The 15,000-nt window shown below is 58.5% G+C and carries 12 protein-coding genes; 7 read left to right on the plus strand and 5 right to left on the minus strand.

The features are described from left to right. Window positions 1–15 precede the first annotated feature (15 nt). Window positions 16–2,565: an aminopeptidase N gene (gene pepN / locus ACJ5NV_RS04320; protein WP_411642397.1), complete on the minus strand. Its 2,550-nt coding sequence runs from the start codon at window positions 2,563–2,565 to the stop codon at window positions 16–18. A gap of 141 nt (window positions 2,566–2,706) precedes the next feature. Here pepN and ACJ5NV_RS04325 point away from each other — a divergent pair, with 141 nt between their 5' ends. From ACJ5NV_RS04325 to ACJ5NV_RS04350, 6 genes are all read left to right on the plus strand, one after another. Then, window positions 2,707–2,856 (plus strand): DUF2256 domain-containing protein, encoded by a 150-nt coding sequence (locus ACJ5NV_RS04325; RefSeq protein ID WP_411642398.1) that lies wholly within the window; start codon window positions 2,707–2,709, stop codon window positions 2,854–2,856. Window positions 2,857–2,959: 103 nt separating this feature from the next. Further along, window positions 2,960–5,107 (plus strand): malate synthase G, encoded by a 2,148-nt coding sequence (locus ACJ5NV_RS04330; RefSeq protein ID WP_411642563.1) that lies wholly within the window; start codon window positions 2,960–2,962, stop codon window positions 5,105–5,107. Window positions 5,108–5,146: 39 nt separating this feature from the next. Next, the gene (locus ACJ5NV_RS04335; protein WP_411642399.1) at window positions 5,147–5,575 is read left to right on the plus strand and encodes a GlcG/HbpS family heme-binding protein; all 429 of its coding nucleotides are present in this window, start codon (window positions 5,147–5,149) and stop codon (window positions 5,573–5,575) included. Window positions 5,576–5,881: 306 nt separating this feature from the next. Further along, window positions 5,882–6,649: a gamma-glutamyl-gamma-aminobutyrate hydrolase family protein gene (locus ACJ5NV_RS04340; protein WP_411642400.1), complete on the plus strand. Its 768-nt coding sequence runs from the start codon at window positions 5,882–5,884 to the stop codon at window positions 6,647–6,649. Window positions 6,650–6,921: 272 nt separating this feature from the next. Next, on the plus strand, window positions 6,922–7,449 hold the full coding sequence (locus tag ACJ5NV_RS04345; protein WP_411642401.1) for a flavodoxin domain-containing protein: 528 nt from the start codon (window positions 6,922–6,924) through the stop codon (window positions 7,447–7,449). A 68-nt stretch (window positions 7,450–7,517) separates the two neighbouring features. After that, window positions 7,518–8,201, plus strand: coding sequence for a D-lyxose/D-mannose family sugar isomerase (locus ACJ5NV_RS04350; RefSeq protein WP_411642564.1), 684 nt, complete (start codon window positions 7,518–7,520; stop codon window positions 8,199–8,201). Window positions 8,202–8,316: 115 nt separating this feature from the next. On the opposite strand, the gene ACJ5NV_RS04355 is transcribed toward ACJ5NV_RS04350, so the two are convergent. The 4 genes from ACJ5NV_RS04355 to ACJ5NV_RS04370 form a co-directional block, all read right to left on the minus strand. Continuing rightward, window positions 8,317–9,177: a hypothetical protein gene (locus ACJ5NV_RS04355; RefSeq protein ID WP_411642402.1), complete on the minus strand. Its 861-nt coding sequence runs from the start codon at window positions 9,175–9,177 to the stop codon at window positions 8,317–8,319. 224 nt (window positions 9,178–9,401) lie between these two features. Then, window positions 9,402–11,636 carry a xanthine dehydrogenase family protein molybdopterin-binding subunit gene (locus ACJ5NV_RS04360; RefSeq protein ID WP_411642403.1) on the minus strand — a complete coding sequence of 745 codons (2,235 nt, stop codon included), beginning with the start codon at window positions 11,634–11,636 and terminating at the stop codon, window positions 9,402–9,404. Window positions 11,637–11,639: 3 nt separating this feature from the next. Next, window positions 11,640–12,104, minus strand: coding sequence for a (2Fe-2S)-binding protein (locus ACJ5NV_RS04365; RefSeq protein WP_411642404.1), 465 nt, complete (start codon window positions 12,102–12,104; stop codon window positions 11,640–11,642). A gap of 122 nt (window positions 12,105–12,226) precedes the next feature. After that, entirely contained in the window at window positions 12,227–13,426 is a 1,200-nt protein-coding gene (locus tag ACJ5NV_RS04370) for an FAD-binding domain-containing protein (protein ID WP_411642405.1), read from the minus strand. Window positions 13,427–13,538: 112 nt separating this feature from the next. Between ACJ5NV_RS04370 and ACJ5NV_RS04375 the strand changes: the two genes are divergently transcribed. Continuing rightward, window positions 13,539–14,987, plus strand: coding sequence for a TrkH family potassium uptake protein (locus ACJ5NV_RS04375; RefSeq protein ID WP_411642406.1), 1,449 nt, complete (start codon window positions 13,539–13,541; stop codon window positions 14,985–14,987). The last annotated feature ends 13 nt before the right edge of the window (window positions 14,988–15,000 follow it).

Raw genomic sequence — 15,000 nt, forward strand, 5'->3', positions numbered from 1 at the left:
AATGCGATGCAGCGCTCAGCCGAGCAGCCGGGTCACCATTTCCGTGGTATCGCGCGACAGGTTCGGCGTCGCAGCAATCCGCTGAAGTGCTGCGCGCATTTTGCTTTGCCTGTCAGTGTCATAGCGTTTCCACGTATCAAAAGCCGACACCATCCGCGCCGTGGTTTGCGGGTTCAGCGCGTCAAGTTTGATCAGCCAATCGGCCATCAGGTCATAGCCCACCCCGGACGGATCGTGAAAGCCCGCCGCATTGCTTTTGAGCGCGCCAAAGACCGCCCGGAACCGGTTGGGGTTCTTCATCTCGAAATCCGGGTGGCGGGTGAGCTTTTCAGCGGTGGTCGCCGCCGCATCCGGGGCGGCGCAGGCGACCTGTAGCCCGAACCATTTGTCCATAACCAGACGGTCATGCTGCCACTGATCGGCAAATGCCTGAAGCTCTGCCTGCCCTTTGCCGATCTTCAGCAAGGCGTTCAGCGCGGCCAGTTGCTGGGTCATATTGTCGGCACCCGTGTATTGCTGTGCCGCCTGTTTGCCACCATCAAGCCGGGACATCAGCATCAGTAAGGCATTGCCCAAAGACCGTTTCCCGGCGGCTTCTGCCTCTGGACTGTAGAGCCCGGAGACGGTCATTTCAGCGTAAAGCCGTGGCAGCGGGTCCTGCAGGTGCTGCGCGATATGCAGCTTTAACGCTTCATGGGCAGTGTAAATCGCAGCAGGATCAGGAATTTCGTCGCAATCAACCAAGGCCTGCGCGGTGTCATCCTCGGTCGGGAGCGACAGGACCAGCGCGCGGAAAGCGGGGGCAAGGTTGTCATCGCGCGCCACTACGGCAAGCCCGTCCAGATAGGCGCTGTCGGGCGTTGCATCGTCGCGCACCATCCGCAGCAGAACATCCTGCGCCAGCATGCGCCCGGCGTCCCATTTGTTGAACGGATCGGTATCGTGAGCCAGCAGAAAAGCCCGTTCTACGTTCGTTTGTGCGCGTTGCAGGATCACCGGGGCAGAAAAATCCCGCAGGATAGAGGCGATGGGGCGACTGGACAGATTGTCGAAGGTAAAGCTTTGTTCCGCTTTGGTCAGTTCCAGCACCTGCGTTGGCAGTATTTCATCACCATTGTCGTTGAGAAGCCCAAACGCCACGGGGATCACCAGTGGCTCTTTGTGGTCTTGGCCCGGCGTGGATGGCGTGTGCTGTGACAGGGTCAGCGTATAGGTGCCGTCGGCAAAATCCTCGTGCACTTTGACCCGTGGCGTTCCGGCTTGGCTGTACCATTTGGCAAATTGCGTCAGATCGCGACCGGTGGCGTCTTCGAAGACTTTCAACCAATCCTCAATCGTGGCGGCGTCGCCATCATGCCGCGCGAAATAAAGATCAAGCGCTTTGGCATAGGCGTCATCACCAACGAGGCGTTTCAGCATGCCAATGATCTCGGCCCCTTTTTCGTAGACCGTGACAGTGTAGAAATTGTTGATTTCCACAAAGCTGTCAGGCCGGACTGGGTGGGCGAGCGGACCGTTGTCTTCGCGGAACTGGTGCGCGCGCAGGACCACCGCGTCGCTGATCCGCTTCACCGCGTCGCCACGCATATCGCCGGTGAATTGCTGATCGCGAAAGACGGTCAGCCCTTCCTTGAGGCACAGTTGGAACCAATCGCGACAGGTGATCCGGTTGCCGGTCCAATTGTGGAAATACTCATGGGCGATGATCGCCTCGATCCGTTCGAAATTGGCATCGGTCGCTGTTTCCGGACTGGCGAGCACGGCGGAAGAGTTGAATATATTCAGCCCCTTGTTTTCCATCGCGCCCATGTTGAAATCATCGACCGCTACGATGTTGAAAATATCGAGGTCATATTCGCGCCCATAGACATCTTCGTCCCATGTCATGGATTTTTTCAGTGCTTCCATACCAAAGGCGCATTTGCCTTCATCGCCGGGGCGCACCCAGATATTCAGCGCGACATGTTTGCCAGATCGTGTGGTAAAGCGGTCGGGGTGATTGACCAGATCGCCTGCCACAAGGGCGAACAGATAGGCCGGTTTGGGCCAGGGATCGTGCCATTCCGCCCAGCCATCGCCCTGATCCGTCGGATTGCCGTTTGACAGTAATACGGGCAGGTCGCTTTCAATGCGGGTGGTGAAGACGCCCATCACATCGGGCCGGTCGGGGTAATATGTGATCTTGCGAAACCCCTCCGCCTCGCATTGGGTGCAATACATGCCGTTTGACATATACAGCCCTTCGAGTGCGGTGTTGGTTTCGGGGCTGATCTCTACCTCTGCCTCAAAGATGAAAGGGGCATTGGGGACCGTGCAGCGCAGACCGGTAGGTGTGACATCGGGCGTGAGTGGCGCCCCGTCAATCTTGGCGCTGATCAGGGTCAGATCTTCGCCATGCAGGAGGAAGTCGCTGGACGTGGCATCCGGGTTCGGACGAAAGGCGATCCGCGACAGCACGCGCGTTGCTGTTGGTGCCAGCCGGAATGTCAGGTGGACACTGTCGACCAGATAGGCTGGGGGCGTGTAATCTTTGAGGTAGATCGTCTGCGGGCTGGCGTCTTTCATGTCGCATCCTCTTTTGCTTCTGCGCAAGGTAGGGCCGTCATGCATAAACTACCACCGTATTTGCAGTAGACGGGCAAAATCTGACACAGGTTTTGATGTCAAAATTTTTGAAAAATTTTGGGCGCGCCTCATGTAATGTGCATGACCAAGATGCGCCGCAAATCTGACCTGCCACAAAAGATCTGCGCCACCTGTGGCCGCCCGTTCACGTGGCGCAAAAAATGGGCAAAGGTCTGGGATGCGGTCCTCTATTGCTCGGACCGCTGCCGCAATGCGCGGCGAAACCGCTAAATTGGTCATGAAATATGACCGCGCTTGTTGCCTATAGGAAACGTTTGTTCTACCCAAATAGAAGTGCCGTGTGCCGCGGTATGCCAAGGACAGGATGACAGATATGCAGGATCGGATCGAAAAGAGCGGGCTTCAGGTTGCTTCGGAGCTTGCCGATTTTATCGACAACAAGGCGTTACCCGGTACGGATGTTTCCCCAGAAGACTTTTGGTCAGGGTTTGCGACCATGGTGGCGGAACTGACGCCCCGCAATCGCGCGTTGCTGGAAACCCGCGAGGCTTTGCAGGAAAAGATTGACGCCTGGCATCTTGAACGGCGCGGCCAGCCCCATGATCGTGGCGGCTATGAGGCATTTCTGCGCGACATCGGCTATCTTGTTGACGAAGGTGATGATTTTGAGATCGCGACCACGGATGTGGACGCTGAGATTGCCAAGGTGCCCGGCCCGCAATTGGTCGTGCCGATCACCAATGCCCGCTTTGCCTTGAATGCCGCCAATGCCCGCTGGGGCAGTCTTTATGATGCCTTCTACGGCACCGATGCGATGGGTGAACTGCCGCCCAAGGACGGTTATGACCGGGGTCACGGGGCCCGCGTTGTGGCCCGGTCGCGGGTGTTCCTTGACCAGACATTTCCGATTGAAAATGCCAGCCACGCGGATGTGCGCCGCTATCATGTGCAGGATGGTGCCCTGCTGATTGACGATCAGCCTTTGCGCGATCCTGCAAAATTTGTGGGCTATCGCGGCAATCCCAAAGCGCCCGACGCGGTAGTGCTGCGCAATAACGGTCTGCATGTGGAACTGATCTTTGACCGCGCGCATCCGATTGGCAGCCGCGATCAGGCGGTGCTGGCCGATGTCCGTCTGGAAAGCGCGATAACCGCGATTATGGATTGTGAGGACAGCGTGGCCTGCGTCGACGCCGAGGATAAGGTGCTGGCCTATAGCAACTGGCTGGGCCTGATGCAGGCCAATCTGACGGCTGAGTTTCAGAAAGGCGGCAAGACATTGGTCCGCCGTCTGTCTGAGGACCGGTCCTATATCGCGCCGGATGGCAGTGAGCTGACCCTGAAGGGTCGCGCCTTGCTGTGGATCCGCAATGTGGGCCACCTGATGACCAACCCTGCGATCCTCGACCAGAACGGTGATGAGGTGTTCGAAGGGCTGATGGATGCGATGGTAACCACGCTGATCGCCATGCATGACCTGCGCCGCGAGGGCGGCAATTCCGAGAAGGGATCGGTCTATGTGGTCAAGCCCAAAATGCACGGGCCGGAGGAGGTGACATTTGCCAGCGACACCTTTGCTGCGGTCGAAGATGTACTGGGGCTGCCGCGTTATACCGTCAAGATCGGCATCATGGATGAGGAACGCCGCACCACTGTGAACCTTAAGGAGTGTATCCGCGCGGCACGGCAGCGGGTTGCCTTTATCAACACCGGCTTTCTGGATCGGACGGGCGATGAAATCCATACCTCAATGGAGGCGGGGCCCTTTAGTCGTAAGGACTTTATCAAGCGTAAACAATGGATTGGCGCTTATGAAGATCAGAACGTGGATATCGGCTTGGCCTGCGGGTTTTCCGGCAAGGCCCAGATCGGCAAGGGCATGTGGGCGATGCCCGACCTAATGGCCGCGATGCTGGAACAAAAGATCGCGCACCCGCAATCGGGCGCGAACTGTGCCTGGGTGCCCAGCCCGACAGCCGCCACGCTGCATGCGCTGCATTATCACAAGATCGACGTGATGGCGGTGCAGGACAAGCTGCGCAAGGTCGGGCGGCGCGCTGATGTGTCCTCGATTTTGGACATTCCGCTGGCCCAGTATCAACGCTGGACCGATGCGCAGAAACGGCGCGAGGTGGAGAATAACGCGCAGGGTATCCTTGGTTATGTGGTTCGCTGGATTGATCAGGGTGTTGGTTGTTCCAAGGTGCCGGACATCCATGATGTCGGCTTGATGGAGGATCGCGCGACCTGTCGGATTTCCAGTCAGGCGCTGGCAAACTGGCTGCATCACGACGTTGTCTCGCAGGGTGATGTGATGGCGGCGATGCAGCGGATGGCGGTTGTTGTGGATGGGCAAAACGCGGATGATCCGCTCTATCGTCCGATGGCCCCAGACTATGACGGGATCGCCTTCCAGGCGGCCTGTGATCTGGTGTTCAAGGGCCGCATCCAACCGTCAGGTTATACAGAGCCAATCCTGCACCAGCGCCGGTTGGAACTGAAAGCACAACGTAATCACTAAAGGCGGGTGGATTGAAACCCACCTTACGGGAGACGATATATGGCAGAAATATCAGCGGGTAAGGCGCGCACGATCATCCGCAAGGCGCTGGCTAAAGCCCGGGAGCTGGAGTTCAAGCCGCTTTCGGTTGTGGTGCTGGATGCGGGCGGCCATGTGAAGGCGTTTGAGCGCGAAGATGGCGCGGCACCGGGCCGGTTTGGTATTGCGCATGGCAAAGCTTACGGGGCTGTGATGTTGGGCATGGCAGGTACGGCGCAGATGGCGCGGGCGGAAAGCCAAGCCTATTTTATGGCGGCGGTGAATGGCGTTTATGGCGGGCAGGTGGTGCCGGTGCCGGGCGGTGTGTTGCTGCGTGACAAGAAGGGGGCTGTGATCGGTGCCGTGGGTGTGACTGGCGATACATCCGACAATGATGTGATCGCGGCGATGGCCGGGATTGAAGCTGCCGGGATTGAGGGTGAGGCATAGGCCAATCGCCTTGCAAACGGAATGCCGCCCGCGTGTGAAGCGCAGAAATGCGTTTGGGTGCGGGCGGTCGGTTAGGTTTCCAGTAACATATGCTGGTTTCGTTGAGTTTTTTTAAAAACAACTCCTTGCTACCAATGCTTTGGTTTTCCCCCATGCATTTGCATAGAAGTATTACGCTGCCGCAATTTTGATCCAGGCTGCTCAATCCGCTGACATGTGCACTGTTGCCCCTACCGTTGTGCGCTGCACCGTCTTTCGCGGGATGTCAAAGCGCTGTATTACGCAGCAAACGTGAAAGGAATGTGCATGGGTCGCCCTGTTATCGGCATCATCGGCAATGGTCATTTGATCAACAACGAATATCTGGTCCAAGGGGCCGGCCACATGAATATTCAGGCGGTGGCGCAGGTGTCGGACGGGGTGCCGCTGGTTGTGCCCACTGATCCGGATCTGGTGAGCGTGGCGGAGCTGATGGATGTTTGCGACGGTTTCCTGTTCACCGGTGGTCGTCCGAACGTACACCCGGAGGAATATGGCGAGGACCCGACCGAGGCGCATGGTGCCTTTGACCGGGGCCGGGATCGTGTGGCGCTGGAGCTGATCCGCGCTTGTGTTGATCGGGGGCAGCCGATTTTCGGAATTTGCCGGGGGTTTCAAGAGGTTAATGTCGCGATGGGCGGCTCTCTTTACCCGGAAATTCGTGATTTGCCGGGCCGTGACAATCATCGCATGCCGCCTGATGGGACGCTGGAAGAGAAATTCGCATTGCGCCATGAGGTCAGTTTTACCGAAGGTGGTCCGTTTCATCGGCTGATGGGCGCGCCGCGTGTGATGACAAATACGCTGCATGGGCAGGGGATCAAACTGCCGGGCCCACGGGTCGTGATTGACGGTCATGCGCCGGACGGCACGCCAGAGGCGATTTATATTGCGGATGCGCCGGGTTTTACCCTTTCGGTGCAATGGCATCCGGAATGGAACGCAGCGGCTGATCCGGTGTCGCGTCCGTTGTTCGTGGCCTTCGGCGATGCTTGCCGTGCGTGGTCTGCCGGGGCGTTGCGCAAGGCCGGGTAGCAACGCGCGGTGGTGTTGCGTGGCGCGCTGCGTGCGCTGGTGGCGAATCATTCGTAAACGATGGTGTTTCGCCTGTTTTTGAATGATCGGAAAAGCGTCGGACTTTCGTCGGACCGTTTGTCCTGTCTGGCGTGATGAATGCGGCGTGCGGTGTAATGGTAAATGCGCTGTTAATCGTTCGCTTCGCGTCTGATTGCGCGCTGTCATGACTTTGATCAATGCAGGCTGCGCTGGTTCGGTTAGGCTCCCACATGTAACGGGGGAGATGTCTGATGAAGATTTTGATCGCTTACGCCACGACGGAAGGCCAGACCCGCAAGATCGTCCGGTTTTGCGCGGACCATCTGATCGCGCTGGGCCATTCGGTCGAACTGTTGGGGGCCGCAGATGCCGATGATCTGGCGCTTGTAGGATTTGATGCGGCATTACTGGCTGCATCGGTGCATATGGGCCATTACCAGAGTCCCGTCTTGACGCTGGCCAAGCGCGAGGCGGCGGCGCTGGCGGGTATGACGTCGGCCTTTTTGTCTGTTTCACTCGCCGCTGCTGGTGATGATCCGGAGGATGTGCAGGGGCTGCAGGACTGCGTGGCGTGCTTTGCGTCCGAAACGGGTTGGACCCCGGCAGAGGTGTTTCATGTAGCCGGTGCATTTCGGTTCTCGGAATATGATTTCTTTAAATCATGGGCGATGCGCTGGATTGCCATGCAAAAGGGCCAGACAGTCAATCCGCATCAAGATACGGAGTACACGGATTGGGCGGCGCTGAAAGGGATGATTGACCGCTGGATCGGGGGCTGACAGCGCGCGGTGGCTTGTGTCTGGATGAGGTTTGCTGCAATGTTTCGTAAACGATTACGGAGCAGATGATGAAACGGTCCCGCATCAATGAGATCATGGCTGAAGCGGATGAAATGATCCGCCATCACGGCTTTGCCTTGCCGCCCTTTGCCTATTGGACGCCGGATGAATTCAAGGCCCGCGCGGATGATGCGCGTGCGGTGATTGACGCGCGCTGCGGTTGGGACATCACTGATTACGGTGCGGGCCGTTATGATGAAATGGGGCTTTTCCTGTTCACACTGCGTAACGGTCGTCTGGCCGATCTGCAACGCGGCGGCGGCATGTGCTATGCGGAGAAGCTGTTGATTTCAAAGCAGGATCAGCTTTCGCCGATGCATACTCATGTGATCAAGGCCGAGGATATCATCAATCGTGGCGGTGCCACACTGGTGGTGGAGCTTTATGGCTCTGACGCTGATGGGAATTTCGATGAAAGCGCCGGTGGTGTTGTTATGTGTGACGGCATTCGCCGCGAATTCAGCGCCGGTGAAAAGCTGCGCTTTGCCCCCGGTGAAAGCCTGACGCTGATGCCGGGTGATTGGCATGCGTTCTGGGGGGAGGGCGGTGATGTGCTGGTCGGTGAGGTGTCAACGGTGAATGATGATGAGACCGACAATATCTTTCGCGAGCCGATTGGGCGCTTTGCAGAGGTGGAAGAGGACGTGGACCCGACGCATCTGCTGGTGAGCGATTACAGACAGTGGCTGTAGTGCAGGGCGGAACTGGCCGTGGCAGAGTGTTGCGGGAGCCTAGATTGGGCGCAATCTGTAACGCCAGTCTTCGCGGTGCTGGGACGTTGACGCCCAAGTGAAGGCTGTTTGTCAGCTATTGATAGGCCTCACGTATTTCGTCTTCATGTTGTTTGTTCCGCAACATTCGAACGCTGTCATAAAACGCCAGATCCATATAGCGCGCAGTGTTCGGCGCATCTGCACCGTGATTGCCGCCAAATGAGACCTGCAATATCCCCGAACATTTGGTTGAATCGGCATTGTTGGTGTCGTTGATTTTCCACCAGAGTGAATCATTCGGCGCAGCGCTGAAGCCACATGTTTCTGCGAAGCCCTGCGTGGACAGGTTTCCGTCCGAGATCAGCCAATACATGAACACGTTGGCGTCACTCTGCACTTCCACGCTTGGTGTGCCAAAGCGGTCAATCACGCCATCGCGCGGCTGGTCCATATCAGGCTCTGGCCTGTTCTGATCCGCGAAAAAATATCTTATATCAATGTGTTCGACAGCATGCCGGGTTGAGGGTGTGCCCAGATGCAATACGATATCGACCTTGCTGTCGGACGGCGCACCGGGCGCGCGCTGCATTCCTGCGAAATGGATTGCATGCGCATATTCATATTCCTGCGGCACAGGGGATGACAGTAGTTCCGTGCTTTCTTCTTCCAGAACAAGCTCTAACCCTTGATCATATAAGGCGATGCAGGCTTCCACGCTCATCATGCCCGTTTTCACATTGGTAAGGCCGTTCAGTGCGTCCGGGTAATCGTTTTCCCAGTTCTTGAGCATATCGCCCGGCCAATCAGCAGGTGTGGCAAACGGATGCATGCCAGATATGAGCTGGCAGGGCACGGGTCCCCAATCACCGTCCTTTGACCGCAGCTGTTCATATGCAAACCACCCGGCGGGCGCAGATAACCCCAACAAAAGCCCAATCTTCACTAGTTTACGCATATGCATCCCGTTCAATTCGTTGAGAAAATCTGTTTATCACGGAATAATGTGGAACAATAGCCAAAGGCGGCGACAGAGGGTCGAATAGTGAGAGTGTTGGACGGGCACAATTTGTGGTGACGAAAGGATTACTCCGAAAGGCAGCTCAGTCCTCGCATCGCTGACAGTGGTCTCGGTTGTGGTCCGGTACGCAGCGGGATTCCTGCTGGTACCGGACCACGTTCTTACAAGATCAAGTCGAAGGTGTTGATCAAGGGCAGTTCTCTTGCCCGGGTGCCGGTCAGGTTGAACAGCGCGTTGCCGAGTGCTGCCATCGCGGGCGGGGTGCCGGGTTCGCCGACGCCGCCCATATGCGGGTTGGTTTCGCGGATTTGCACCGTGAAGTCTGGCGTGTTGTGCATCCGCAGCGCGTCGTAATCATAGAAATTATACTGCTCAACCTCGCCATCCCGGAAGGTGATTTCCCCCTGCATCGCGGCGGAGAATCCGTAGATTGCGCCAGAGATCATCTGCGCTTCGATGATGCCGGGGTCGAGCGCGGTGCCCACATCGCAGGCGATCCAGCATTTGTTGATCCGGATGCCGTTGCCGGTGTCTTCGACTTCGACCACTTCGGCGACGGGTGTGCCAAAGGAATAGGTGAATCCCACGCCGCGCCCGATGTTGGTGGGGGTGTCTGCTCCCCAGTTCGACATTTCGCCGACCGCCGCGATCACCCCGGCAGAGGGCGCGTGTTCGGCCTGTGCCATGTCCAGTCGGAATTGCAGCGGATCGGCGTCGGCCGCGTGGGCCAGTTCGTCGATGAATGTGTCAAAGAAGAACCCGTTGAAGGAATTGCCGACCGACCGCCAGAAGCCAAGCGGCATGTCCAGCTCTGTCAGGTGTCCGGTGATCCGGAAATCGGGGATGGCGTAGGGCTGATCGGCGGCCCCTTCGACATGCCCCCGGTCCGGGCCGGGCGGGACAGAGCCCATCATCCGCATCGCGCTGCTGTGGGTGACCGATGGCGCGGCGATGCGCCCGTCTACAAGCTGTGCCTTGCCATCTGCCACGATCCCCCGGAACCGCGCCATTGCGGCGGGGCGGTAGAAATCGTGGCGCATGTCCTCTTCCCGTGTCCAGGTCATGCGGATCGGGGCGCCGGGCAGGCTTTGTGCGATCCGGGCCGCCTGTACCGGGAAATCAAATTCGCTGCGCCGGCCGAAGCCACCGCCGAGTAGTGTGGTGTGTACGATGACTTGTTCCGGGGCCAGCCCGACCGCCTCGGCGCATTTGTCCCGCACCAGAACCGGGGCTTGCGTGCCGACCCAGACTTCGAGCCGGTCGCCGGTGAAGCGCGCTGTTGCTGTCATCGGCTCCATCGTGGAATGGGCGAGGAAGGGCACGCTGTAGCTGGCGTTGATTTCTGTGCCGGGCCGTGTGGCGGTTACATCCCCGTCGTCCCGTGTGGTGCTGTCTGCGGGTCCGTCCAGCGATGCGCCGATGGCCCCGCGCAGGGTTTCGGTGTCGGAGGGGTAGGTGGCGTCTTCCCAGTTGATCGCCACAGCCTCTGCCGCGCGCATGGCAAGCCAAGTGTTCGAGGCGACCACCGCGATCCCGTCGTCCAGGTCGATGACGGTGTCGACGCCGGGCATCGCGCGTGCCTCTGTCGCGTCATAAGAGATCATCCCATTGCGCCGGGGGTTGATCCGGACTGTGGCGAATTTCATGCCGTCCAGTTGGATATCCGTCGCATATTGCGCGGTGCCGGTGGATTTGCCGACCATATCGGTGCGGGGCATGGAGGTGCCCAGATATTTCCAAAGCTTGCGGTCGCGCAGGTCGGTGTCGGGCGGGGTGATGTCGCGCAGATCTTCGGCCAGATCGGTATAGGCGATTTCAGTCCCGTTTTGCGCGATAACCCTGCTGTTTTCGGTGCGCATCGTGCCGACCGGCTGGCTGAGCCGTGCGGCAGCGGCCAGTTTCAGCGCCTCGCGGGCAGAGGCCCCGGCATGCCGCATCCGTTCGTACGCGTCGCGGGTCGAGGTGGAGCCGCCGGTGATTTGCAGGTTCAGCAGCTTGCCGACCATGCCGACACTTTGGCGCAAATTGTGCTGAAAATCGCTGTCGGCATAATGGCGGAAGGGCAGGGCGAGACCCAGCAGCGCCTGATTATAATAGGCCTGTGCGGGCGGTCCGTGCAGCACGGTGATATCGTCCCATGCCGCGTCCAGTTCCTCGGCCACCAGCGCGGCGAGCGTCGTGTGCACCCCTTGCCCCATTTCGGCGCGCGGCGCGATGATGGTGATCCCATCCTGATTGATCAGGATATAGGGGGTCAGCGTTGCTTCGCCTTCGCCCGCGATCAGCGGGTTAGGTGCCTCCTTACGGACCTGATAGACCCCGAAAGCGACTCCGCCAGCGATGGCGGCGCTGCCGATCAGAAAGCTGCGGCGGGCTATTTTTCCAATTTTGGCCATAATTTACGCCTCCTGCAGCCGTTGGGCGGCGTCCTTGATCGCGGCCCGGATACGCGGATAGGTGCCACAGCGGCAAAGATTGCCCTGCATGGCGTCGTCGATATCCTGATCCGTCGGATCGGGGGTCTGAGCGAGCAGGGCGGCGGCGTTCATGATCTGCCCAGACTGGCAGTAGCCGCATTGCGCGACCTGATGGTCGACCCATACTTGTTGGAGTGTGGCCATGTTCACTGGCGTGCCTAACCCTTCGATGGTTGTCACCGCGCCCCAGACATCCGCCAGCGCGACCTGACAGGACCGCACCGCCTCGCCGTCAATCTGCACCGTGCATGCCCCGCATGCGGCGACACCGCAGCCAAACTTTGTTCCTGTCAGCCCGATGGCGTCACGCAGCACCCAGAGGAGCGGCACATCGTCGGGCAGGTCGATATCATGGGATTGACCGTTGATCGTGAGTGTCGTGGGCATCTGGCACCTCTGGCTGGATGTGAACTGTTTAGTTTAGATATCCGGTGTGGTGCTTCGCAGCAACTGTTGTTTGATGCGGCTTCACGCCACTGGCGGAAATTTGATTTTATAAAAGCGCATGATCATGCCGCGCCGAGCTGGTCCAGCAAGGCCGGGATCTGTTTACGAAACCGGAAATAGCCATGGGTGGCGTGCGGCCATGCGGCGCTGTCATAGGATCTGATGACCTGACACAGGGGTAGCCCACGTAGCGCGTCCTGCGTTGGTCCGACAGGTAGGTAGCTGGTTACGATCTGTTGCACATCGTGCGTTTCGGCCCAGCGGCCCAGCGTGTCGGAGCTTTCCGTTGTGACCGGCCCCAGCCTGTCACCGAACCGTAAGGTGCAATCGCTGATCGTGTCCCGCACGAAGTCGCAGACTTGGGGCGCGACGATCAGTGGGCTGCGGTGCTGCGTGGTTTGCACCGTGGCTGTGGCGACGGGAGCGATCCGATTGAGAAGCCAATCGGGGCTAAGGTCCTCTTCGGTGATCAGCAGCCCCGTGCGCAACACAGGGTCGATTGGATCGCTGATGGGGGCAGGTCCCGAGGCCGGGTGTGGCGCTCCTTCCAATGGGGTCGCATGGCTGGCAAGACCGGTTGGCCGAAACCGGCCATGCGTGTAGGTGGCGATATTTTCAGGATCGGCGAGGTAGGTTTTACCCTTGGTTTGCAAGCCGGCCACCCAGCGCCATGACAAGGTGTTGGAGGCGGGATCACCATCGTAGAGATGGCGCAGGAAGAAATCCGCACCCAATGTCCAAGGCAGTTGCAGCGTGAAAATCCAGATCGACGCGAACCACATGCGCGCGTGATTATGCAGATAGCCGCTTGCCGCGAGTTGCTGCGCCCAGTGATCGAACCCGTCGATCCCGGTTGCGCCTTTGCAGGCGGCCTCCCACCTTTGCCGCAGGCCGCTTTCTGTCTGAATGCGGTTCAGGGCAGCGTCGCGTTCGGCCCGGAAAGCTGTCCAGATACTGGGCCGAAGTTCCAGCCAGCCTTTCCAATAGGTGCGCCAGAAAACCTCTTGAATAAATTTTGCGGCGGCTTGCGGGCTGTGCTGATTAAGGGTCTCAGTCAGTACATCTTGCTCTGTGATGATCCGATGCCGGATATAGGGTGAGAGCGTCGCGACATGTGTGGTGTCGTCGTAATTCCGCTTTGCGGCATAGGCCGCACTGGCCTTGGGGATGAACGTCTTCAATCGCGAGAGGGCTGCGGCATGGCTGGGATCAAACATGTCACGAGAATTAAGGCGCAGGGTTGTGGTTTCAAGTTCATACAAGCACGCGTCTATTGTGTGCTCTGACGTGTCGCATCGCGTCTTGAGGTGATCTTGCATCGCTTTTGTCTCGCATATTCTTGACACCGGCGATTTGTCGGGCCAACGCTGCGCTATGCTTGATCTGCGCCCGGCGGGATATGTAATTGGTCTTCTTGTGGCGTCGCTTGGTCTGACGATGCTAGGGCCTTTGGCTGTCGATTTGCTGGCGGGCAATCCGCATTGGTTTGTCTTTTTCGAAAGTGCCACGATCACGATCCTGACGGGTGTGCTGATGGCGCTGGCCTGTTCCAACGGGGTGAGCGAGGGGTTGAGTCTGCGCCAGACCTTTTTGCTGACCTCGCTTGTCTGGATCACCTTGCCGGTTTTCGGGGCCATTCCGTTTATTCTGGGCGCGACCGAGGCGACATTCACCGATGCGTTTTTTGAGGCGATGTCCGGTCTGACCACTACGGGGGCTACCGCATTTTCTGGATTGAGTGACCTGCCAGACGGGCTGAAACTGTGGCGCGGTATTCTGCAATGGCTGGGCGGGGTCGGGATCATTGTTGTAGCGATGGTTTTCCTGCCTGAACTGCGCGTTGGGGGGATGCAGATTTTCCGCTCTGAATCCTTTGATACGATGGGGAAGATCCTGCCACGCGCCGGTGAGATCGCAAGCCGGATCGCGGTTGTGTATGTCGGGCTGACACTGGCCTGCATCGTGGGCTATTCCGCGATGGGCATGAACACCTTTGATACCATTGTGCATGCGATGACCACGGTTTCGACCGGGGGGATGGCGAATGATGACAGCTCTTTCGGGCTGTATGGGCCGGGTGTGCATTATGTCGGTGTCGTGTTCATGCTGCTCGCGGCGCTGCCATTTGTGCGCTATGTGCAGTTGTTGGCCGGGTCGGCCCAGCCATTGTGGCGTGACACCCAGATCCGCACCTTTTTTCTGATTATCACCCTTTGTGTTCTGTTGATCACATCTTGGCTGTGGGGCCGTGAAGGCCGCATGACCGAATTGGCCTTTCGCGAAACGCTGTTTAACGTGGTGTCGATCATTTCAGGCACCGGCTATTCCAGTGCGGATTACATGCATTGGGGCACCTTTCCGGTGGTCATGTTCTTTTTCATCGGCCTGATTGGTGGCTGCGCTGGATCGACGGCCTGTTCGGTGAAGGTGTTCCGCTATCAGTTGCTTTTTGCTGCGATCAAAAGCCAGATCCGGCAGATCCATTCCCCGCATGGCATTTTCACCCCCCGCTATGAAGGTCGCCCAGTGAGCGAGGATGTCTTGAACTCTGTCATGGCGTTTCTTGTCGCCTTTATTCTGTCGCTGGGTGTGACCTCTGTCTTGCTGGGCATGACCGGGTTGGATTTCATCACGTCTGTTTCAGGGGCTGCGGCGGCAATCGGGAACATCGGTCCCGGGCTGGGGCTGGAGATCGGGCCCGCTGGGAATTACGCGAATATCAACGATTTGGCGAAGTGGATCCTTGCGCTGGCCATGTTTGTAGGCCGGTTAGAGATCATGGTGGTGCTGACCATCCTGTCGGTCAAGTTCTGGAGAAACTGAGCGTGTGTCGTTT

The sequence above is a fragment of the Loktanella agnita genome (assembly GCF_046640325.1).
Classification (GTDB): domain Bacteria; phylum Pseudomonadota; class Alphaproteobacteria; order Rhodobacterales; family Rhodobacteraceae; genus Yoonia; species Yoonia agnita.